At 68.7% G+C, this 20,515-nt stretch carries 16 protein-coding genes; 9 read left to right on the forward strand and 7 right to left on the reverse strand.

The features are described 5' to 3' along the window. Positions 1-42: 42 nt before the first annotated feature. A complete protein-coding gene (locus IEY36_RS13720; protein ID WP_188967638.1) occupies positions 43-1,029 on the reverse strand; it encodes a Bug family tripartite tricarboxylate transporter substrate binding protein in 987 nt (328 codons plus the stop codon). A 209-nt stretch (positions 1,030-1,238) separates the two neighbouring features. Between IEY36_RS13720 and IEY36_RS13725 the strand changes: the two genes are divergently transcribed. Continuing rightward, positions 1,239-2,138: a LysR substrate-binding domain-containing protein gene (locus IEY36_RS13725; RefSeq protein ID WP_188967639.1), complete on the forward strand. Its 900-nt coding sequence runs from the start codon at positions 1,239-1,241 to the stop codon at positions 2,136-2,138. Positions 2,139-2,229: 91 nt separating this feature from the next. On the opposite strand, the gene IEY36_RS13730 is transcribed toward IEY36_RS13725, so the two are convergent. Genes IEY36_RS13730 through IEY36_RS13740 form a run of 3 tightly spaced genes read right to left on the reverse strand, consistent with a single transcriptional unit; the run spans position 2,230 to position 7,040 of the window. Beyond that, positions 2,230-3,948 carry a hydantoinase B/oxoprolinase family protein gene (locus tag IEY36_RS13730; protein ID WP_188967640.1) on the reverse strand — a complete coding sequence of 573 codons (1,719 nt, stop codon included), beginning with the start codon at positions 3,946-3,948 and terminating at the stop codon, positions 2,230-2,232. Then, the gene (locus IEY36_RS13735) at positions 3,948-6,029 is read right to left on the reverse strand and encodes a hydantoinase/oxoprolinase family protein (protein WP_188967641.1); all 2,082 of its coding nucleotides are present in this window, start codon (positions 6,027-6,029) and stop codon (positions 3,948-3,950) included. The genes IEY36_RS13730 and IEY36_RS13735 overlap by 1 nt, the downstream gene beginning before the upstream one ends. Before the next feature lie 42 nt (positions 6,030-6,071). Continuing rightward, a complete protein-coding gene (locus tag IEY36_RS13740; protein ID WP_188967642.1) occupies positions 6,072-7,040 on the reverse strand; it encodes a Bug family tripartite tricarboxylate transporter substrate binding protein in 969 nt (322 codons plus the stop codon). A 243-nt stretch (positions 7,041-7,283) separates the two neighbouring features. Between IEY36_RS13740 and IEY36_RS13745 the strand changes: the two genes are divergently transcribed. From IEY36_RS13745 to IEY36_RS13765, 5 genes are all read left to right on the forward strand, one after another. Next, the gene (locus IEY36_RS13745) at positions 7,284-8,678 is read left to right on the forward strand and encodes an aminotransferase (RefSeq protein ID WP_188967643.1); all 1,395 of its coding nucleotides are present in this window, start codon (positions 7,284-7,286) and stop codon (positions 8,676-8,678) included. Positions 8,679-8,867: 189 nt separating this feature from the next. After that, entirely contained in the window at positions 8,868-9,878 is a 1,011-nt protein-coding gene (locus tag IEY36_RS13750; protein ID WP_188967644.1) for a Gfo/Idh/MocA family protein, read from the forward strand. Positions 9,879-9,894: 16 nt separating this feature from the next. After that, on the forward strand, positions 9,895-10,875 hold the full coding sequence (locus tag IEY36_RS13755) for a Bug family tripartite tricarboxylate transporter substrate binding protein (protein WP_188967645.1): 981 nt from the start codon (positions 9,895-9,897) through the stop codon (positions 10,873-10,875). Between the two features lie 66 nt (positions 10,876-10,941). Continuing rightward, positions 10,942-12,183: an NAD(P)/FAD-dependent oxidoreductase gene (locus tag IEY36_RS13760; protein WP_188967646.1), complete on the forward strand. Its 1,242-nt coding sequence runs from the start codon at positions 10,942-10,944 to the stop codon at positions 12,181-12,183. A 1-nt stretch (position 12,184) separates the two neighbouring features. Further along, a complete protein-coding gene (locus tag IEY36_RS13765; RefSeq protein ID WP_188967647.1) occupies positions 12,185-13,672 on the forward strand; it encodes a M81 family metallopeptidase in 1,488 nt (495 codons plus the stop codon). Here IEY36_RS13765 and IEY36_RS13770 read toward each other — a convergent pair. From IEY36_RS13770 to hisD, 3 genes are all read right to left on the reverse strand, one after another. Continuing rightward, a complete protein-coding gene (locus IEY36_RS13770; RefSeq protein ID WP_188967648.1) occupies positions 13,669-14,448 on the reverse strand; it encodes an enoyl-CoA hydratase-related protein in 780 nt (259 codons plus the stop codon). The two genes, IEY36_RS13765 and IEY36_RS13770, sit on opposite strands and share 4 nt — an antisense overlap. A gap of 170 nt (positions 14,449-14,618) precedes the next feature. Further along, positions 14,619-15,383: an SDR family NAD(P)-dependent oxidoreductase gene (locus IEY36_RS13775; RefSeq protein ID WP_188967649.1), complete on the reverse strand. Its 765-nt coding sequence runs from the start codon at positions 15,381-15,383 to the stop codon at positions 14,619-14,621. A 3-nt stretch (positions 15,384-15,386) separates the two neighbouring features. Beyond that, positions 15,387-16,694, reverse strand: coding sequence for a histidinol dehydrogenase (hisD, locus tag IEY36_RS13780; RefSeq protein WP_188967650.1), 1,308 nt, complete (start codon positions 16,692-16,694; stop codon positions 15,387-15,389). A gap of 179 nt (positions 16,695-16,873) precedes the next feature. Here hisD and IEY36_RS13785 point away from each other — a divergent pair, with 179 nt between their 5' ends. Genes IEY36_RS13785 through IEY36_RS13795 form a run of 3 tightly spaced genes read left to right on the forward strand, consistent with a single transcriptional unit; the run spans position 16,874 to position 20,482 of the window. After that, a complete protein-coding gene (locus IEY36_RS13785) occupies positions 16,874-17,743 on the forward strand; it encodes an FAD binding domain-containing protein (RefSeq protein ID WP_229681306.1) in 870 nt (289 codons plus the stop codon). A 4-nt stretch (positions 17,744-17,747) separates the two neighbouring features. Beyond that, a complete protein-coding gene (locus IEY36_RS13790; protein ID WP_188967651.1) occupies positions 17,748-18,230 on the forward strand; it encodes a (2Fe-2S)-binding protein in 483 nt (160 codons plus the stop codon). After that, positions 18,227-20,482, forward strand: coding sequence for a xanthine dehydrogenase family protein molybdopterin-binding subunit (locus tag IEY36_RS13795; RefSeq protein WP_188967652.1), 2,256 nt, complete (start codon positions 18,227-18,229; stop codon positions 20,480-20,482). The genes IEY36_RS13790 and IEY36_RS13795 overlap by 4 nt, the downstream gene beginning before the upstream one ends. The last annotated feature ends 33 nt before the right edge of the window (positions 20,483-20,515 follow it).

Here is a 20,515-nt window from a genome sequence, read left to right on the forward strand (position 1 = left end):
TGTTCCTTGGACGCGGAGGGTCGAACGGGAAGGGGATTGAGGTCAGTCGCCGCGGATGCCGTTGGTCTCGACAACCTGGCGCCAGCGGGCGCGGTCGACGCGGATGCGTTCGGCGAAGGCGGCGCCGCTGTCGCCCAACGGGATCAGGCCACGATCCATCAGCCGCTGCGCGGTCTGCGGGTCGCGCACCGCGGTCGAGAACAGCTCGGACAGGCCGGCGAGCACATCGGCGGGCAGGCCGGCGGGGCCGGCCAGGCCGAACCAGTTGGTGAAGTCGAGCGTCGGGAAGCGCGCGGCGAGCGGCGTCAGTTCCGGCATCAGCGGTGTCGGTTCCTTGGCGGTGACGCCGAAGCCCTTGAGCTGGCCGGCGCGGATGGCGGGCAGCACTTCCGCGACATTGGCGACCATCATGTCGACGCGCCCGGCGGTGACGTCGAGCATCGCCGGCGCGCCGCCGCGATAGGAAATGTGGTTGAGCGTGATGCCCGCGGCATTGGCGAAGAGCAGCGCGCCGAGCTGGTTGATCGAGCCATTGCCGGAGGAGGCGAAGGTGGCCGCGCCGTTCTTCTCGCGCGCATAGGCGATCAGACCGTTGATGTCGGTGAAGGGCGCGTCGGGCCGCACCACCAGCGCCATCGGCGTGCCGGCGAGGGCGATGACGGGCGTCAGGTCGCGGTCGAGGTCGAGCGGGATGGGGATGCCCGGGATGGCGGGTGCTACGCTCATCATGCCCATGATGGCGCTGGCCAGCGTGGTGCCATCCGGCGCGGCGCGCGAGGCAGCCTGCGCGGCGATGAAGCCATAGGCGCCGCTGCGTACTTCCGGGATGACGCTGACGCCGCGCAGGCGCTGGGCGCCCTCGGCGACGATGCGCACCAGGATGTCTACCGCGCCGCCGGGCGGATAGCCGACCAGGATGCGGATGGGTTGTGGCGGCGTCCAGGCCGCGCGCGCGGATGCGAGCGGCGCCAGCGCGGCGGCGGCGCCGAACACGGCGCGGCGCGACAGGGGACGGAACGTGTCAGTCATGATGCCTCCTTGCTTCACCGTCCGGCCCAGCGTTCCCGTGCCGCCAGGTTGGCCCCGGCGGTGATGGCGCGGTGCATTTCATGCGCGCGCCGCATGGAAGGCGAAAGGTGCCCTCTCTGTGGCAGGCAGTGTTCGTCGGTTTCCGGGGGCTGGCAACCGATACTCCGTCATGCCTTCATGATGGATTGGAATGAAGTCGGACGTTGCCGATGCGTCGCCACACCCCGCCCATCGCCGCCTTGCAGGCCTTCGAGGCCTGTGCGCGCCACCTGTCCGTCTCCCGCGCGGCGGAGGAGCTGCATTTGACGCAGAGCGCGGTGAGCCGGCAGTTGGCAGGGCTGGAGTCGTTGCTTGGCGTGCGGCTGTTCCTGCGGGTGCGGCAACGCCTGGTGTTGACGGCGGCCGCGGCGTCCTATGCGCCGCAGCTGCGCTCGGCGCTGGCGCGGATCGAGAGCGCGACGCTGGAGGTGATGGCGCATCAGGGGGCGGGGGGAACATTGACGCTCGCGGTGCAGCCGACCTTCGGCACGCGCTGGCTGATGCCGCGACTGCCGCGCTTCCTCGCCGCGCATCGGCGCATCGTGGTGAATTTCCGCAACTACACGACACGGCCGACACCAATCGACTACGACGCGGAGGATGTGGACGCGGCGATCATGCTGGACGCCGGGGCGCGGCCGGGTGTCGCGACGCATCTGCTGGTCGCCGATCTGCGCCTGCCGGTCTGCGCGCCGGCGCTGCTGGTGAATGGCGCGTTGGCGCGCGTCAGTGATCTCGCCCGGCATACGCTGCTGCAACACTCGACACGACCCCGCGCCTGGGCGGAGTGGCTCGCGATGATGGGGGACACGGATGTCGATGGCTTTCGCGGCCCGCGCTTCCACCACCACGCGATGGTCGCCGAGGCAGCGGCGCAGGGGATGGGGGTCGCGCTGATGCCGCGCTTCATGGTGGCGGAGGAACTCGCGGCCGGACGGCTGGTGGTGGCCTTCGACCGGGCGTTCGATGCCGGGGAGGGGTATGTGCTGGCCTATCCGGAGGCCTCGGCAGACGTGCCGGCGCTGCGGCTGTTTCGGGACTGGCTGTTGGCGGAGGCGGCGGAAGGTTGAGGGGGCCTTGCCCCCTCAAGCTCCCCCACCAAAGGTCCGGGGCCTTTGGAATGCCATCCTGGGTGCCGGCCCTTGCTGGCTCAGGCTGTCTTCAACCTGCCTCGCCGCGACGCCGCTTCGTCGCCGCGGCATCCGGCTCGCCGCTGGCGGTCAGGATGACGCCGTAGTCGGCCTCGGCCTGTTCGGGTTCGATCAGGCCGTAGCGCACGTCGCGCGCGACCAGCGTCGGGTCGCGGGTGAAGGGGTCGCCATAGCCGCCGCCACCGGGCATCTCGACGATGAGCCGGTCGCCCGCCGGGATCACCTGGAGGCCCTTCACCTTCAGCGGCCCGCCCTGTTCGAGCGACAGCCGCCCCAGCCCGCCCGGCGCACCGCCGCTGCGCCCGCGCGCGGGGTATTCGCCGCGTTCGAAACGCGCCTGGATGCCGAAGGCCGCCGCATCGCGGTTCTCGATTTCCATGCGCTGGCCGAGGCCACCGCGCTGCCGACCCGGCCCGCCTGAGCCGCGCCGGAATTCCTTCTTCCACACCACCAGCGGCGTGATCGCCTCGGTGATCTCGACCGGCACGTTGCGCACGCCGGACGGGAAGGGCGTGGCGGACAGCCCATCCTGCTTCGGCCGAGCACCGGCGCCACCAGAATGGAAGGTGGTGACGTTGAAGGCGCGCACCGCGGAGCCTTCGCTGCCCGTCAGGCCGTGGCCCGCGAGCAGGGAGAGGTTCCACAGGCTGGAGGTGCCTTCGGCGGGCACCGTGTCCGGCATCGCCTGGTCGAGGCAGCCATAGACAACGTCCGGCAGCATGTGGCCGATGACGGAGCGTGCATAGACCGCGGCAGGGTGCGGTGCGTTGACGATGGTGTTCTCCGGCGCGGTGACGATCACCGCATCAAGCGTGCCAGTGTTGTTGGGAATCCAGGGCGCAAGCGCCGCCTTCACGCCGAAGGCCGTGTAGGCATCCGTGTAGCAGATCGGGCAGTTGATCGCGTAGCGCGACAGGCCCGAGGTGCCGGTGTAGTCGACCAGCACGCGGTCGCCGGCGATGGTCAACGTCGCGGCCAGCGTCACCGGGGCTTCGAAGCCGTCGATCGTCATGCTCGCCGACCACGATCCCTGCGGCAGTTTCGCGATGACGTCGGCCATGGCGCGGCGGCTGCGGGTGATGATTTCCTCGCCGAGCAGTTCGAGGTCGCGCAGCTTGAACTCGCGCATCATCTCGACCAGGCGGGTGCCGCCCTTCTCGTTGCAGGCGATCAAGGCGTAGATGTCACCCACCACCTGGATCGGCTCGCGCACATTGGCGCGCACCATGCCGAGCAGGTCGTCATTCATCTGGCCTTCCCGCGCGAGATACATCAGCGGGATGTAGAGGCCTTCATGGTAGATCTGCCGGCCTTCCGCGCTGACGCCGAGGCCGCCGATATCGACCACATGCGTGGTAGAGGCGAACAGCGCGACGGCGCGGCCATCGAGGAAGATGGGTGTGACCACCGTCAGGTCGAAGAGATGGCCGGTGCCCTTCCACGGATCGTTGGTGATGAGGATGTCGCCATCCTTCAGCGTCGCGGCCGGGAAGGCGTCGAGGAAATGCACCACCGAGCGCGCCATCGAATTGATGTGCCCCGGCGTGCCGGTGACGGCCTGCGCCAGCATCCGGCCCTTCATGTCGAAGACGCCGGCGGAGATGTCGCCGGCCTCGCGCGCCGCGGTGGAGAAGGCGGTGCGCACCAGCGTCTGCGCCTGTTCCTCGACGACCGAGAGCAGGCGGTTCCACAGGATCTGGATCTCGATCTCGCCGAGCGTGTTGCTCATCAGGCGATCCTTTCGATCAGCAGGTGGCCGGCGGCGTTGGGGCCGGCGGTGAAGCCATCGGGGACGAGGGTGGAGGTCTCGGCCTCCACGATCACCGCGGGGCCGGAGATGCGCGCGCCGGGCAGCAGCGTGGCGCGGTTGTAGATGGCGGCGTCGACGGGACCGCCGGTGCCGGGGTCGATGATGCGCCGCGTGCCGGCGGGTGGTGGTGCCGCGGCGGGCGGGGCGTCGGGGATGCGCGCGGGCAACGGCTTCGCCTCGGTCAGCGAGAGCGTCCAGGTCAGCACCTCGATCTCCAGCTTGGGGATGATGCGGCCGTAGAGCGCGTGGTAGGTGGCCTCGAAGGCCGTGCGGAAGGCGGTGGTGCCGTCGCCGTCGGCATAGGGGCCGTCGGGCAGGGTGACGGCCACCTCGTGGCCCTGGCCGCGATAACGCATGAAGCCGGTGCGGACTTCCTGCATCGTCGCATCGGGCGCGCCGAGGCGGACCACGGCCTCGGCCTCGATGCGCATTGCGTCGTACAGATCGTTGACCAGCGCTGCATCGAAGGCGTTGAGGCTGACGAGGCGCGTGCGCACCACCTCATAGCCCATGGGCGCGCCGAGGAAGCCATGCGCGGATCCAACGCCGGCGCCCACCGGCACGAGCACGCGGTCCATGCCGAGTTTCGCCGCCATGCGTGCCGCGTGCAGCGGCGCCGCGCCACCGAAGGCGATCATGGTGCGCCCGGCGGTTTCCTTGCCGTTCTCGACCGCATGGACGCGCGCGGCGTTCGCCATGGTCTCGGTGACGATCTCGGTGATGCCGAGGGCGGCGGTCTCGGCCGTCATGGCCAATGGCGTGGCGACGGCGTTGGTGCAGGCGGTGACGGAGGCGGCCGGGTCGAGCGAGATGAAGCCGCCCGCGAACAAGGCCGGGTCGATCCAGGAGAGCACCAGGTCGGCGTCGGTGACGGTCGGCATGGTGCCGCCGCGGCCGTAGCAGGCGGGCCCGGGCATCGACCCTGCGCTGTCCGGCCCGACGGTGATGCGGCCAAGGCCATCGACGCGGGCGATGGAGCCGCCGCCGGCGCCGATCTCGACCATGTCGATCACCGGGATGCGCACCGGGATGCCGCTGCCTTTGACGAAACGCGCGGCGCGGGCGATCTCGAAGTGCCGCGCCTGCTGCGGCTTCATGTCGTCGATCAGCGTGATCTTCGCCGTGGTGCCGCCCATGTCGAAGGCGAGCGCGCGCGGGATGCCGTTCTCGGCGGCGAGGATCTGGGCGAGGATCGCCCCGCCCGCCGGGCCGGATTCCACCAGGCGGATCGGGAAGCGTCGCGCCGTCTCGATGGTGGTGATGCCGCCCGAGGACATGATGAGCAGCAGCGGGCAGGTGGAACCGAGCGCCTTCAGCCCATCCTCGAGCCGTTGCAGGTAGCTTTCCATCAGTGGCAACACATAGGCGTTGGCGACCGTGGTGGAGGTGCGTTCGTATTCGCGGATCTCGGGGCAGACCTCCGACGAGATCGCGATCACCTCGGCCGGCAGGTAGCGCGACAGGATCTCGCGTGCCCGGCGTTCATGCACGTCGTTCTGGTAGGCGTGCAGGAAGCAGATGGCCAACGCCTCGACGCCCTCGGCCTTGGCGGCGGCGCCGATGCGGTCGAGGGAGGATTCCTCCATCGCCAGCAGCACCTCGCCATCCGCGGCGATGCGTTCGGGCACTTCGAAGCGCAGCGGGCGCGGCACCAGCGGTTCGGGCCGCTCCATGTACAGGTCATACTGCTCGAAGCGATGTTCGTAGGCCATTTCGAGGGAATCGCGGAAACCCTCGGTGGTCACGAGCGCCGTCTTTGCCCCCTTACGCTCGATCAGCGCGTTGGTCGCGAGCGTGGTGCCGTGGATCACCAGCGCGAGGTCCGACGCCGCGATGCCGGCCTGGGCCAGGATGGTGGCGGTGCCGTCGAGCACCGCGCGTTCGGGTGCCTCCGGCGTCGTCAGGACCTTGGTGGAGAGCGACCTGTCCGGCAATGCGAGGACCAGGTCGGTGAAGGTGCCGCCGATATCGACGGCCAGGCGCGCGGTCTTGCTCATCATGTCCCTTGTATTGGTGCGGGCGGGCGGAGGAAGGCCCTTGCGTCAGTCGACGGATCGGATGTTGGCGGCCTCGACGACCGCCTTCCAGGTGTCCAGCTCGGCGCGGACGAAAGCGGCGAATTCGGCGGGCGGCATGGCGGCGGGCTGGAAGCCGATGCGTTGCAGCGTCTCGACGATCGCCGGGCGCTTGATGATGTCGGCGACCTCGGCGGCGATACGCGCGCGGATCGGCTCCGGCGTGCCGGGCGGGGCGATGATGCCGTACCAGTTGGAGATGTCGAAGCCGGGCACAACGCTGCCGACCGAGGGCGTTTGCGGCGAGGTGTCCCAGGTCGCGGCAGAACTGACCGCCAGCAGGCGCAGCTGCCCCTGCTGCACCATCGGCCAGGCGGAGGTGTCGGAGAAGAAGATGTCCACATTGCCGGCGATGAGGTCGGTCAGCGCCGGGCCGGTGCCGCGATAGGGTATATGCACCATGCGCACACCGAGGCGCAGGTTCATCAACTCACCCGCGAGATGCGTGCCGGTGCCCACGCCCCCGGAGGCGAAGCGGACCGCCTCGGGTTCGCGCTTCACCAGCGCGACGAACTCGGCGAGGTTCTGCGCCGCCAGCGTGTTGCGGCAGACCAGCAGCAGCGGCGATCGCACCACCATGGTGACGAAGCCGAGCGACAGCGGGTCATAAGGCGTTGGCCGCACCAGCGGGCCGGCGGTCATGTTGCCCGGGCTGACCATCGAGAAGCTGTAGCCATCGGGCGGCGATTTCGCGACCTGGTCGACGCCGATGGCGCCGCCGGCGCCGGCGCGGTTCTCGACCACCACGGGCTGGCCGAGCAGGGTGCCGAGCGGTTCGGACAGGATGCGTCCGACCGCGTCGACGCCGCCGCCGGGCGGGAAGGGCACCACCAGGCGTATGGGGCGGGTGGGGTAGGCCTGCGCCTGGGCTGCGGGGGCGAGGCCCAGTGCCAGGCCGGTGCCCAACAGGGTGCGGCGGGTGGTGGAATGGCTCATCGAGGTAGTTCTCCTGAACGATGGGCCGTGACGAAGGCTTGTCCCGAAGCGTCGTCCCGGTCGTTCGATGCCAGGCACGCCATGGAGCGGAGCCTAGATCAGCATGGCGAGGCGGGGAATGGGGGCAGGCGCCGATGGCGGTGGTAAATGCGAACGTCTCGCATCAGACCTTTCGCCCTTTCCTCCATCGCCAAGCGGCGCGACGATGGCGAGTGAAGCAATAGCCATCGCGAGGTGCCTCGAATGTCGCTCACCAACCAGCCCGATCCCGAAGAACGTCGCCGCGTCGTCGCGCAGGACCTCGCCAATGTGATGCACCCGATCGTGCAGCATCGCGCGCTCGAGAAGTCGCAGATGGTGGTGACCGGCGCGCAGGGGTCGACCATCGTCGATGCGGATGGCACGAGCTATCTCGACGCGATGGCCGGGCTGTGGTGCGTCAATATCGGGTATGGCCGCACCGAGCTCGCCGAGATCGCGGCCGAGCAGATGCAGCAGATGTCGTATTACCCGCATACCGGCATGAACCTGCCGGCGGCACGGCTGGGCGAGCAGCTCAACACGCTGATGGGTGGCGACTACCACACCTATTTCGTCAATTCGGGGTCCGAGGCGAATGAAGCCGGCTTCAAGGTCGCGCGGCAATACGCCAAGCACGAATTCCCCGGCCAGTTCCGCTTCAAGACCATCGCGCGGCATTATGCGTATCACGGCACGACGCTGGCGACGCTCGCCGCCGGTGGCATGGGCGAGCGCAAGATGAAATTCGAGCCCTATGCGGGCGAGTTCATCCATGTGCCGGCGCCGACCTGCTATCGCTGCCCGCTCGGCCTGGAATACCCGTCCTGCAAGACCGCCTGCGCGACCGCCTTCGAGGCGACGATCCTCGCCGAAGGCCCGCAGACCGTCGCCGAGGTGATCGTCGAGCCGATCATGTCCGCGGTTGGCGTCGCGGTGCCGCCGGATGACTACCTGCCGAGGGTCGAGGCGATCTGCCGCAAGTATGACGTGCTGCTGCATGTCGATGAGGTGATCAACGGCTTCGGCCGCACCGGCAAGATGTTCGCCCACCAGCATTACGGCATCAGCCCGGACATCATGGCGGTGGCGAAAGGGATCGTCTCCGCCTACCTGCCGATCGCCGCGACCGTGGTGAAGAACCGGGTGTTCGAGAGCTTCCTCGGCGAGGTAGCGGAAGCGCGCCAGGTGATGCAGGTGAACACCTATGGCGGGCATCCGGTGGCCGCGGCGGTGGCGGTGCGCAACATCGAGATCATGCTTGAGGAACAGCTGCCCGAGCGCGCCGCGACGATGGGCGCGTATCTGATGGATGGCTTCAAGGCCACGCTGTTCAAGCACGCCATCACCGGCGACATCCGCGGCAAGGGCTTGCTGATCGGCATCGAGCTGGTGACGGACCGCGAGAGCAAGGTTCAGCTCGACGGCGCGCTGGTGCAGGGCGTGGTGGATTTCTGCAAGGCGAATGGCGTGATCGTCGGGCGGTCCGGCGGCGGGTCGCGGCATTCCAACACCATCGTTTTCTCCCCGCCGCTGGTGATCACCCGCAGCGAGTGCGACACGCTGATCGAGGTGATGGACAAGGCGCTGGCGGCGACGGTCGCCAAGATGGCGGGCTGAGGCGCGGGAGGGCGCGCCCTCCCGACATGCTCCGGCCTGCCTCGAAGGCGGGCAATCGGTCGTGGTGGTCGCCTGCGGTGCGGGCGATCCACGCGCGGCGCGTCGTCGCACCCCCCTCGCCAGGTCGTGAGGCAGCGGTAAGATGCGGCTAACGGCCGGGTGGCCGATCGCAGAGGGGGCCAGCACGGCATGATACGCGCCGCCATCATCGGGCTTGGGGCCTGGGGGCAGAATCTGGTGCGCAACGTGCCGCCGGACAGCCCGCATCTTCGCTTCGTCGCCGCGGCCACGCGTACCCCGGCCAAGGCGGCCGACTTCGCGGCCGCGCGCGGCTTGCGCATGTTCGACGACTACGCGGCGGCGCTGGCGGATCCCGACATTGACGCGGTGGTGCTCGCCACGCCGCACACCCAGCATACCGAGCAGATCATCGCGGCGGCGGCGGCCGGCAAGCATGTGTTTACCGAGAAGCCGCTCGGCGTGAATGCCGCCGCCGCGGCGCGGGCGGCCGAGGCGTGTGCGGCAGCCGGCGTCACCCTCGCGGTTGGCTACAATTGGCGGTTCCAGCCGGCGTTGCAGCATATCCGCAAGCTGCTCGATGACGGGACGCTGGGGCGGCTGCTGCATATGGAAGGCAATTTCTGCGGCCCCAGCGCCTATCGTTTCCCCAAGGGCCATTGGCGCCATGACCGGGACGAGGGCCCGGCCGGCGGCATGACCGGGCGCGGCGTGCATGTGGTGGATGCGATGCTGCATCTCGCCGGGCCGATCGCGCAGGTGACGGCGCAGAGTTTTCGCCTGGTGCAGGATTTCGGCATGGACGACACGACGTCGATGCTGTTCCGCTTCAAGGGCGGTGCGACGGGGTATCTCGGCACGGTCATCGCCACCGCCGAGACGTGGCGGTTGCAGGTGTTCGGTTCGGAAGGCTGGGCCGAGGTCGGCGATGTCGAGCATCTGACCACATGGGACCTGAAGCTCTGCCGCATCGACCGCGCCAATATCGGCGTGAAGCAGCGACCGGAGGTGATTTCCTTCCCCAAGACCAGCACCGAATGCGCGGAGCTGGAGCATTTCGCGCAGGCCGCCGCGGCACGGCGACCGCTGGCGCTGCCTGGCGGCGATGCCGTGCACAATGTGCAGGTGTTGGAAGCGATCCTGGCCTCCGCGCGCAACGACGCGCCGGTCCGGCTGGGTTGAACGGGAGCGGATGGCGATGGGTGCGCTGACACGACGACAGGCTATGCCGGCCCTGGCGGGGCTGGCCGGCACCACCCCGGCCCTGGCGCAGGCGCCCGCGGAATGGCCGTCGCGGCCGATCCGCGTGGTGGTACCCTCGCCGCCCGGCGGGCCGCCCGACCTGATCCTGCGCGCCATCGGGCCGAAGATGCAGGCCGCGCTGGGCCAGCCCGTCATCACCGAGAATCGCGCCGGCGGCGGCGGGCTGGTCGGCACCGCCTATGTCGCGAGGGTGCCGGCCGATGGCTATACGTGGCTGTTCACCACCGCTTCGCACACCAACATTCCGCCATTCAACAACAACGTCACGTACGACCCGGTGCGCGACTTCACGCATGTGACGCTGGCGGCGCAGAATTTCGGCCAGGCGCTGGTGGTGCATCCGGGCGTGCAGGCGACCAACCTGCAGGAATTGCTGGCTCTGGCGCGGCGCGAGCCGGGCAAGCTGACCTACGTCAATGCGGGCAACGGCACGGCGAGCCACATCCCGGCCGAATTGATGAAGACCATGACGGGCACCGACATCCTCTCCGTGCCCTATCGCGGCGTGGCGGAGGGGATGACGGACCTGCTGGCGGGGCGCGTCGACATGTTCTTCGTCGGCACGCAGATCGCGCTACAGCATGTGCAGTCCGGCGCGCTGCGCTGCCTGGCGCTGACCGGTGCGCGGCGCTGGAAGGGCATGCCCGAGGTGCCGACGATGCAGGAACAGGGGCTGGTCGGCTTCAACGTGGTGAACTGGTTTGGCCTGTGGCTGCCCGCCGGCGCGCCGGCACCGATCGTGCAGCGTATCCACGGCGCCGTCGCGACGGCGGTGGCCGACCCCGATGTGCGCCAGCAATTCGACGTGCTGGGGCTTGAGGGCGTGGCCATGCCGCCGGATCGTTTCGCGGTGTTCGTCGCCGAACAGGCGGGCATCGCGCAGGAGATCGGGCGGCGGGTGAACGCACCACGCTGATCCCGACTTGATCGATCGACGACCCCGCGCGCAAATGGCGCGCGGCTTTGAAGGGAATATGCGGGCATGCCGGCATCGGCGATCGTTCTTGGCGCGGGCATGGTGGGGGTTTCGGTCGCGCTACATCTGCGCCGGCGCGGCCTCGATGTCCTGCTGGTGGACCGGCAGCAGCCCGGCGAAGGGGCCTCCTTCGGCAATGGCGGGCTGATCCAGCGCGAGGCGGTGCATCCGCATCCCTTTCCGCGCGACGCTTCCGAAATCCTGCGCATCGCGCGCAACAAGTCGATCGATGCCTATTACCATTGGGGCGCGCTGCCGGGGCTGGCCACGCCGTTGCTGCGCTATTGGTGGAATTCCGAACCGCAGCGCTATGCGCGCATCGCCGAGGCCTATGCCAAGTTGATCGAGACTTGTCTCGACGAGCATTACGCCTTCGCGCGCGGCACCGATGCGATGCCGCTGCTGCGCCCGATTGGCTGGATCCGCATGTATTCGGATGAGGCGAGCTTCACCGCCGCGCTGGCCCAGGCCGAGGAAGGCAAGCGCCAGCATGGCGTCAACTTCACCGCCATGGACAGCCAGGCATTGGTCGCCGCCGAGCCGTCCCTGTTGAAGTCGCGCCATGGCGGCATTCACTGGACCGACCCGGTATCGGTCAGTGATCCGCATGCGCTGGTGATGTCCTATGCGCAGCGGTTCCTGGAGGCTGGCGGGCGCTTCGTGATCGGCGATGCGACCTCGCTGACCCGCGCGGGCAGCGGCTGGCGCGTGCAGACCAGCGACGGGCCGGCCGAGGCCGAGCAGGTTGTCGTCGCCCTCGGGGCCTTCGCCAACAAGGTGACAAAGCCGCTCGGCTATGACCCGCCGACCTTCGGCAAGCGCGGCTATCACCGGCACTACACGCTGCAGGGCAATGCGGTGCTGAACCGGCCGGTGCTGGATACCGAGAGCGCCTTCCTGCTCGCGCCGATGCGCGCCGGGGTGCGGCTGACCACGGGAGCGGAATTCGCCGGCATCGACGAGGCCCCGACGCCGGTGCAACTCGCCCGCGCCGAGCCGGTGGCGCGGACGCTGCTGCCGCTCGGCGATGCGGTGGAGCCGGAGCCCTGGATGGGCGTGCGCCCCTGCACGCCGGACATGCTGCCGATCATCGGCAAGCTGCCGGGCCAGGACGGTGTGTGGTGCGCCTTTGGTCATGCGCATCAAGGCTTCACGTTGGGGCCGACGACGGGGCGCATGCTCGCCGAGATGATGACCGGCGAGAGGCCCTTCATCGACCCCGAGCCCTATCGCGCCGATCGGTTCTGAGATGCGTATCGCCGTCCTGCAATTCGCGCACGAGACCGTGACCTTCCTCCCCTTCGACACGACGGAGGATGACTTCCGCTATCCCGGTTCGCCGGCGACCGGCGAGGCGCTGCTGGCGACCGACCCGAAGGGGTACATGGGCGGCTTCGTGCAGGTGGCACGGGAGTTCGAGGGCGTGGAACTGGTTGGCATCGAATCGCCGCTGTGGCCGAAGACCGGGACCGGGTCGGGCTGGATCACGAACGAGGCCTTCGAGAGCTTCGTCGGTCGCCAGATCGAGCAGTTGAAGGTACAGGGGCCCTTCGATGGCGCCTATCTCGCGCTGCATGGGGCGATGGGCGTGCGCGGCGTGCCGCGGCCGGAAGCCGAGATCGCGCGGCGGGTGCGCGCGGTGCTCGGCCCGGCGGCGCGCATCGTCGGCACCTTCGACCCGCATGGCAACGAGGATGAGGAGTTCCTGCGCCACGCCGACATGGCGTTCTGCGTGAAGTATTTCCCGCATTACGACATGCATCTGCAGGGCGAGCGCGCGGCGCGCATGCTGGTGCGCGCCGTTCGCGGCGACTTCGTGCCGAGCCATGTCACGCTGAAGCTGCCGATCCTCTCGCCGACGGCGCTGCAATGGACCGGGGCCTCGCCCTGGTCGGATCTGGTGCAGCGCGCGCTGACCTGGGAAGCGCGCGAGCCGGACGTCTTCGTCAATGTGTTCTTCGGCTTCCCCTGGAGCGACGTGCCGGATGCCGGCATGACCTTCCAGGTGCTGACCAATGGCAAGCCCGACCTTGCGCAGCGGGTTGCGCGGGACATGGCTGACTGGACCTGGCGGCGGCGCGAGGCGCTGCTTGGCACGACGAAGGTATTGCGCATCGGCGAGGGCGTGACGCTGGCGAAGCAGGCGGTGGCGGAGGGCCGCACGCCGGTCGTGCTGGCGGACCACAGCGACCGCTCCGGCTACGCCACCTGGCTGCTGCGGGAGATCATCGCGCAGGGCCTCTCGCGCACGCTGGTGGCGACGATCGCGGCGCCGGACGCCATCGCCGGGCTGATGGAAGCCGGCGTGAAGCCGGGTGATGCGGTGGAGGTTGAGATCGGCGGGCGCGTCGATCCCTCGGCCGGCGAGCCGGTGCGCATCATCGGGCAGGTGCTGCTGGTTGCCGACGCCACCACGGCGCGCGCCAAGGGGCGTGGGCAGGCATGGGTCGCCATCCGTTTCGGCGACGGCAATGTCGTGGTGCTCAGTCCCTTCCTGGTGCAGATCATCGAGCCGGATGAACTGTGGAGCCTCGGCCTGTCGGCGGTGGATTACGACGTCATCGCCATCAAGTCGCGGGTGCATTTCCGCCGCGGCTTCGACGACAGCGGCTTCGCGCCGACCATCCTGCTGGTGGAACCGGACGAGCCCTTCCTCGGGACCGTCCGGCTGGAGGCGCTGCCCTATCGCCACCTCACCATCGGCGATTACTATCCCTACGGAGCGCCAGCGCTTTAGCGATTGCGCCAGGCGGGCTTGCGCTTTTCGGCGAAGGCCTTGGGGCCTTCGATGTAGTCCTCGCTGTCGATGTTGCGCTGCTGCGCGGGATAGATCGTGCCGATCGCCTCCTCCAGCGTCGGCTTGTCCAGGCCGGCATAGACCGCCTGCTTGGACGCTCGTACCGCGAGGGGCGAGCATTCCAGGATCAGCGCCGCCCAGCGCTTCGCGGCGTTCAGCGCCTGTCCCTCGGGCACGACCTCATTGACGAAGCCGAGCGCCTTGCCCTCGGCCGCGGGCACGCGCCGGCCGGTCAGGATCATGCCGAGCGCCTGCTTCTGGCCGATCATGCGCGGGAGGCGGTGCACGCCGCCGGCGCCGGCGATCAGACCGACGCGCGGTTCGGGCAGGGCAAAGAGGGCATTCTCGGCGGCGATGATAAGGTCGCAGGCGAGCGCGATCTCGAAGCCGCCACCCATCGCGATGCCGTTCACCGCGGCGATCACCGGCTTGTCGAGGTCGTAGCGCTTGGTCAGGCCGGCGAAGCCGGAGGGCGGTGTCGGCCCGCGCTTGCCGGCCGCCTGCACCTTCAGGTCGTTGCCGGCGGAGAAGGCGCGTTCGCCCGCGCCAGTCACGATGGCGACCCAGAGGTCCGGGCTCGCGGCGAATTCGTCCCACACCTGGGCGAGTTCCTGATGCGCCTCGCTGTGCAGCGCGTTCATCACCTCGGGCCGGTTCAGCGTGACGATGCGCAGGCGGCCTTCATCCTGCACGATGCAGTGGCGATAGGTGGTCATGGTTGTCGTTCCCTCCGATTGTACCAACTGTCCGGCCCGATGCCCTGCTTCGCGCCGCGAGCGCAAAGCGCGACGGCGCCCATCCTGCCCGTCACGCCCAGCGAACCAGTGCATGGCGCGGAAGCCAAGCCCGCGGCTGCGGGCCCCGGCGTCTGAGGCACAAGAATGAATCAATCCGCCGTCCAGCCGCCATCCACCACCAGGGCCGAGCCCGTCATTAGCGCCGAGGCATCGCTGGCGAGGAACAGGATCGCACCCATCAGATCCTCGACCTGACCGATGCGACCGAGCTTGATCTTGGTCAGCACGCTGGCCTTGAAGGCGGCATCCTCGAAGAAGGGGCGCGTCAGCGGCGTTTCGATGAAGGTCGGGCCGATGGTGTTCACGCGGATGCCCTGTGGGGCGAGTTCCACCGCCATCGCCTTCGTCAGCCCCTCCAGCGCCCATTTCGAAGCGCAGTAGATGGTCCGGTTCGCTGCGCCGACATGGCCCATCTGGGATGAGATGTTGATGATCGAGCCCGGGCGGCCGGCCCCGACCAACCGCTTCGCCACCGCCTGCGCCACGAAGAAGGCGGCGCGCAGGTTCAGGTCCATCACCGCGTCGAAATCGTCATGGGTGACGTCGATGAACGGCTTGGGCCGGTTGGTGCCGGCATTGTTGACCAGGATGTCGAACGGGTCGGCCGTGGCGATGGCGCGTTCGGCCGCGGCAATATCCAGCACGTTCAGCACCAGCGTCGATGCCGCGCCACCCGTCGCCCGTATGGCGGCGGCGGCCTGATCGATCTCCGGCGCGTTGCGGGCCACCAGCGTGACATGCGCCCCGGCCTCGGCCAGCGCGGCGGCGGCGGCGAGGCCGATGCCTCGCCCCGCCCCGGTCACCAGCGCGCGCTTGCCGTCAAGGCGGAAGCTCGGCGTTCGCGGCAGGTCCATCTTTCAGTCCGCCGCGGTGCCGTAGGGGATGTTGCGGCCGCCATAGCGGCGCACCCGGATATTCGCCTGTTCGGCGTGCCCGGCGAAGCCTTCCAGCATGCACAGGCGCGAGCAGTATTCGCCGATCATCGCCGAGGCCTCGTCGGTGAGGACGCGCTGATAGGTCACGGTCTTCATGAACTTGCCGACCCACAGCCCGCCCGTGTAGCGCGCGGCCTTCTTGGTCGGCAGGGTGTGGTTGGTGCCGATCACCTTGTCGCCATAGGAGACATTGGTGCGGGGGCCGAGGAACAGCGCGCCGTAATTGGTCATATTGGCGAGGAAGTATTCCGGATCCCGCGTCATCACCTGTACGTGCTCGGAAGCGATGCGGTCGGCCTCGCGCACCATCTCTTCCTCGCTATCGCAGACGATCACCTCGCCGTAATCCTCCCAGGCCTTCCGGGCGATGGCGGCGGTGGGCAGGATGGTCAGCAGGCGTTCGACCTCGGCCATGGTCTCGCGGGCGAGTTTTTCCGAGTTCGTCAGCAGCACGGCCGGGGAATTCGGGCCATGTTCCGCCTGGCCGAGCAGGTCGGTGGCGCAGAGTTCGCCGTCGACGGTGTCGTCGGCAATGACCATGGTCTCGGTCGGGCCGGCGAAGAGGTCGATGCCGACGCGGCCATAGAGCTGGCGCTTGGCCTCGGCCACGAAGGCATTGCCGGGGCCAACCAGCATGTCCACGGGCTCGATGCTTTCCGTGCCCAGCGCCATGGCGCCCACCGCCTGGATGCCGCCGAGGCAGTAGATGACATCCGCGCCGGCCATGTGCTGCGCGGCGACGATGGCCGGTGCTGGACGGCCCTCGAAGGGTGGGGCGCAGGTGATGATGCGCTTGCACCCGGCGACCTTCGCGGTCAGCACCGACATATGGGCGGAGGCGAGCAGCGGGTATTTGCCGCCCGGCACATAGCAGCCGACCGAGTTCACGGGGATGTTCTTGTGGCCGAGCACCACGCCGGGCAGCGTCTCGACCTCGATGTCGCGCAGCGCGGCCTTCTGGTGTTCGGCGAAGTTGCGCACCTGGTCCTGGGCGAAGCGGATATCGTCGAGGTCGCGGGCGGAAAGTTGGGCTAGGCAGTCGCGGATCTCGGCGTCCGTCAGGCGGAAATCGGTACGGTCCCATTTGTCGAAGCGGATCGACAATTCTCGCACCGCGGCATCGCCGCGCGCGGCGATGTCGGCGAGGATGCCTTCGACCGTCGAGCGGACCTTCGCGTCGTCCTCGGCCCGCGCCTCGGCGTCGCGGCCGCACTTGAGATGACGTGCCATGGTCGTTCCCCTATGCTGGTCCACAAGCCCTAGCTCTTGGCCGGGCGGTGTCAACCGGTAGGTGTGGGGGGCTATGCTGCGCGACGTGGGCGGCATAGCCTTGCCGACCGGCTGTGACCGAGGCGCAGCCATGTCTGGCATTCCCGGGCCAACGGGATGCAACGGGATGGGAAGCAGGAATGACAGATATCCGATACCTGGCGCCGAACACGCTTGATGAAGCGGTGAGCGCCTTTGCCGCCGCTTCGGGAGCCGCGAGCATCCTGGCTGGCGGGACCGACCTGCTGGTCCAGATGCGCGCCGGCGTACGCAAGCCCGGCACCATCATCGACATCAAGAAGATCCCGGCGCTGACGGCGATCGAGGATCTCGGGGGCGGCGCCTTCCGCATCGGCGCCGCGGTTTCCGGCGCGGTGCTGGCGGAGCACATGGGCTTTGCCAAGGCTTGGCCGGGCGTCTTGGAGGCGATCAACCTGATCGGGTCCAAGCAGGTGCAGGGGCGTGCCTCGCCGGGCGGCAATCTATGCAATTCCTCGCCAGCCGGGGACAGCGTGCCGGCGATGGTCGCCGCCGGGGCGGTGGTGACGATCCAGGGGCCGAACGGCAAGCGCGAGGTGCCGGTGGAAGCCGTGCCCGCCGGGCCGGGGCGTACCACCCTGGCGCCGGGCGAGATCGTCGTCTCCTTCACCTTCCCGGTGCGGCCGAAGGGGGCGTCGGACGCCTATCTGCGCATGATCCCACGCACCGAGATGGATATCGCGGTGGTCGGCCTCGGCGTGAACCTGACGATGGAAGGCGGCGTGGTGAAGGCCGCGCGCGTCGGCCTCGGCGCTGTGGCGCCGACCGTGCTGCTGGTCGAGGGCGCGGCGAAGGCGCTGATCGGCTCGCGGCTCGAGGATGCGGCGGTGGAAGCGGCGGCGGCGGCCTGCCGTGCCGCCTGCAAGCCGATTGATGACAAGCGCGGCACCATTGCCTACCGGACCAAGGTGGCGGGCGTGCTGCTCAAGCGCGTGGTGGCGATCGCCGCCGCCCGCGCGGGGGGGAACTGAGACCATGTCGAAGATGCATGTGACGACCACGATCAACGGGGAGCCGGTCGAGTTCCTGGCTGACGTGTCCTCCACCCTGCTCGACGCGCTGCGCGGGTCGCTGGGGCTGACAGGCACCAAGGAAGGCTGTGGCACCGGCGATTGCGGCGCCTGTTCGGTCACCGTCGATGGCCGGCTGATGTGTTCTTGCCTGATGCTGGCGGTTGAGGCCGAGGGCAAGTCGATCGGCACAATCGAAGGCATGGCCCAGGGCGACCACCTGCACCCGCTGCAGCAGAAGTTCCTGGAGATGGCGGCGCTGCAATGCGGCATCTGCACGCCGGGCGTGCTGATCTCGGCACGCGCGTTGCTCGAGAAGAACCCAGACCCGACGGAGGAGGAGGTGCGCTTCGGCCTAGCCGGCAACCTCTGCCGCTGCACGGGGTATGACAAGATCGTCCGGGCGGTGCTGGAAACGGCCGCCGACATGAGGGAGTCCGCGCGATGAACGACATGTCCAACAAGTGGATCGGCGCCCGCACGATCCGCCCCGACGGCGCCGACAAGGTGACCGGCCGCGCGACCTATTCGGCCGACAACACCATGCCCGGCATGATCTGGGGCAAGGTGCTGCGCAGCCCGCACGCCCATGCCGTCATCAGGTCGATCGACACCTCCAAGGCCGAGGCGCTGCCCGGCGTGAAGGCTGTGGTCACTGCGAAGGATTTCGTCGACTTCCCGATCGACAAATCCGTGATGCTCGGCATCCAGGACATGCGCTGGATGGCGCGCAACATCCTGGCCAAGGAGAAGGCGCTGTTCCACGGCCATCCGGTGGCCGCCGTCGCCGCGATCAGCGAGGAAGTGGCCGCCGAGGCCTGCAAGCTGATCGAGGTCGACTACGAGGTCCTGCCCCACGTCATCGAGATCGAGGACGCGATCAAGCCGGACGCGCCGATCCTGCACGACTGGGTGCGGCATGAAGGCAAGCCGTCGAACATCGCCGGCACCATGGTGCTGAAGGCCGGCGACATCGAGAAGGGCTTCGCGGAAGCCGACATCGTCGTCGAGCGCACCTTCACCACACGTCCTGTCCACCAGGGCTACATCGAGCCGCATGCCTGCACCGTCTCCCACGCGGCGGATGGGCGGGTGACGATCTGGTCGTCGAGCCAGGGCCAGTTCATGGTCCGCGCCATGACCTCGCTGCTCACGGGCATTCCGCAGAGCAACATCCGCGCGATCCCGGCCGAGATCGGCGGTGGCTTCGGTGCCAAGACGATCGTCTATCTCGAGCCCGTCGCGGTGATGCTGTCCAAGAAGTCGGGCCGCCCCGTGAAGATCGTGATGACGCGCGACGAGGTGCAGCGCGCGACGGGCCCCGCGCCCGGCTCGCTGATGACCGTTAAGATCGGCGCGAAGAAGGACGGTACGCTGGTCGCCGCCCAGGGCACTTTCTACCTGCAGGCCGGCGGGCTGCCTGGTTCGCCGCTTCGCGGGCCGGTCGGCTGCTCCTTCGCGGCCTATGCGATCCCGAATGTGCTTTCGACCGGCTATGACGTGGTGTCGAACCGCTCCAAGGTCGCGGCCTATCGCGCGCCGGGCGCGCCGCATGGCGCCTTCGCGACGGAATCCGTGCTGGACGAGATCGCGGAGAAGCTCGGCCTCGATCCGCTCGACATGCGCGTGCGCAACAGCGCGAAGCCGGGCGACAAGGCGATCTACGGCGCGACCTTCGGCGACGTCACCTTCGTCGAGACGATGGACGCGATCCGCAAGCACCCGCACTACAAGGCGCCGCTCGACAAGAACCCGCGCCCGGGCGTGAAGCGCGGCCGCGGCGTCGCCTCGGGCTTCTGGTACAATGCCGGCGGTGAATCCTCGGTGCAGGTGAACATCACCGAGGACGGCAACGTCGTCGTCACCACCGGCCATCCGGATGTCGGCGGTAGCCGGGCCTCGATCGCCAATGTCGTCGCCGAGCTGATGGGGATCGACCATTCCCGCGTCAACGTCATCATCGGCGACACGCAGACCATCGGCTTCTCGAACCTGACGGGCGGCAGCCGCGTGACCTTCGCCTCGGCGATGGTGGCGACGGCATCGTGCGAGAAGGTCGTCGGCCAGCTGAAGGAACGCGCGGCGAAGATCTGGAAGATCGACGCCGAGGCGGTGAAGTGGGAGGACGGCATGGCGCTGCCGGCCGGCGACAATGCCGGCAAGTTCCCGCCGCTCTCGCTCAAGGAGCTCGCTGCCAAGGCGAATGAGATGGGCGGGCCGATCGGTGCGCAGGTGCAGCTCAACACGACCGGCGCCGACCCCGGCTATGCGACGCATTGCGTGGATGTCGAGGTGGATGTCGATCTCGGCATCATCCGCGTGCTGCGTTACACGGCGGCGCAGGATGTCGGCCGCGCGCTGCATCCGTCCTATGTCGAGGGGCAGATCCAGGGCGGCGTGGTGCAGGGCATCGGCTGGGCGCTGTCGGAGGAATATCTTTACGACAAGCAGGGGCGCGTCGATAACGCCTCCTTCCTCGACTACCGCATGCCGGTTTGTTCCGACGTGCCGATGATCGAGGCGGTGGTCGTCGAGATCCCGAACTCCAAACACCCGCAGGGCGTTCGCGGCGTGGGCGAGGCGCCGATCGTGCCGCCGCTCGCGGCGATCGCCAACGCCGTCCATGACGCGCTCGGCAAGCGCTTCTATGCGCTGCCGATGTCGCCGCCGAAGGTGACGGCGCGGATGGACGAGGCCTGACACGATCGGCCGGGATGCAGCAACGCATCCCGG

Source organism: Neoroseomonas lacus, assembly GCF_014644535.1.
GTDB classification, from domain to species: domain Bacteria; phylum Pseudomonadota; class Alphaproteobacteria; order Acetobacterales; family Acetobacteraceae; genus Neoroseomonas; species Neoroseomonas lacus.

Coding starts and splice junctions, on each gene's coding strand:
- IEY36_RS13730 (WP_188967640.1), bottom strand. CDS start 3,948: ATGAGCAACACGCTCGGCGAGATCGAGATCCAGATCCTGTGGAACCGC.
- IEY36_RS13750 (WP_188967644.1), top strand. CDS start 8,868: ATGATACGCGCCGCCATCATCGGGCTTGGGGCCTGGGGGCAGAATCTG.
- IEY36_RS13795 (WP_188967652.1), top strand. CDS start 18,227: ATGAACGACATGTCCAACAAGTGGATCGGCGCCCGCACGATCCGCCCC.
- IEY36_RS13740 (WP_188967642.1), bottom strand. CDS start 7,040: ATGAGCCATTCCACCACCCGCCGCACCCTGTTGGGCACCGGCCTGGCA.
- IEY36_RS13785 (WP_229681306.1), top strand. CDS start 16,874: ATGACAGATATCCGATACCTGGCGCCGAACACGCTTGATGAAGCGGTG.
- IEY36_RS13775 (WP_188967649.1), bottom strand. CDS start 15,383: ATGGACCTGCCGCGAACGCCGAGCTTCCGCCTTGACGGCAAGCGCGCG.
- IEY36_RS13770 (WP_188967648.1), bottom strand. CDS start 14,448: ATGACCACCTATCGCCACTGCATCGTGCAGGATGAAGGCCGCCTGCGC.
- IEY36_RS13790 (WP_188967651.1), top strand. CDS start 17,748: ATGTCGAAGATGCATGTGACGACCACGATCAACGGGGAGCCGGTCGAG.
- IEY36_RS13725 (WP_188967639.1), top strand. CDS start 1,239: ATGCGTCGCCACACCCCGCCCATCGCCGCCTTGCAGGCCTTCGAGGCC.
- hisD (WP_188967650.1), bottom strand. CDS start 16,694: ATGGCACGTCATCTCAAGTGCGGCCGCGACGCCGAGGCGCGGGCCGAG.
- IEY36_RS13735 (WP_188967641.1), bottom strand. CDS start 6,029: ATGATGAGCAAGACCGCGCGCCTGGCCGTCGATATCGGCGGCACCTTC.
- IEY36_RS13720 (WP_188967638.1), bottom strand. CDS start 1,029: ATGACTGACACGTTCCGTCCCCTGTCGCGCCGCGCCGTGTTCGGCGCC.
- IEY36_RS13760 (WP_188967646.1), top strand. CDS start 10,942: ATGCCGGCATCGGCGATCGTTCTTGGCGCGGGCATGGTGGGGGTTTCG.
- IEY36_RS13755 (WP_188967645.1), top strand. CDS start 9,895: ATGGGTGCGCTGACACGACGACAGGCTATGCCGGCCCTGGCGGGGCTG.
- IEY36_RS13745 (WP_188967643.1), top strand. CDS start 7,284: ATGTCGCTCACCAACCAGCCCGATCCCGAAGAACGTCGCCGCGTCGTC.
- IEY36_RS13765 (WP_188967647.1), top strand. CDS start 12,185: ATGCGTATCGCCGTCCTGCAATTCGCGCACGAGACCGTGACCTTCCTC.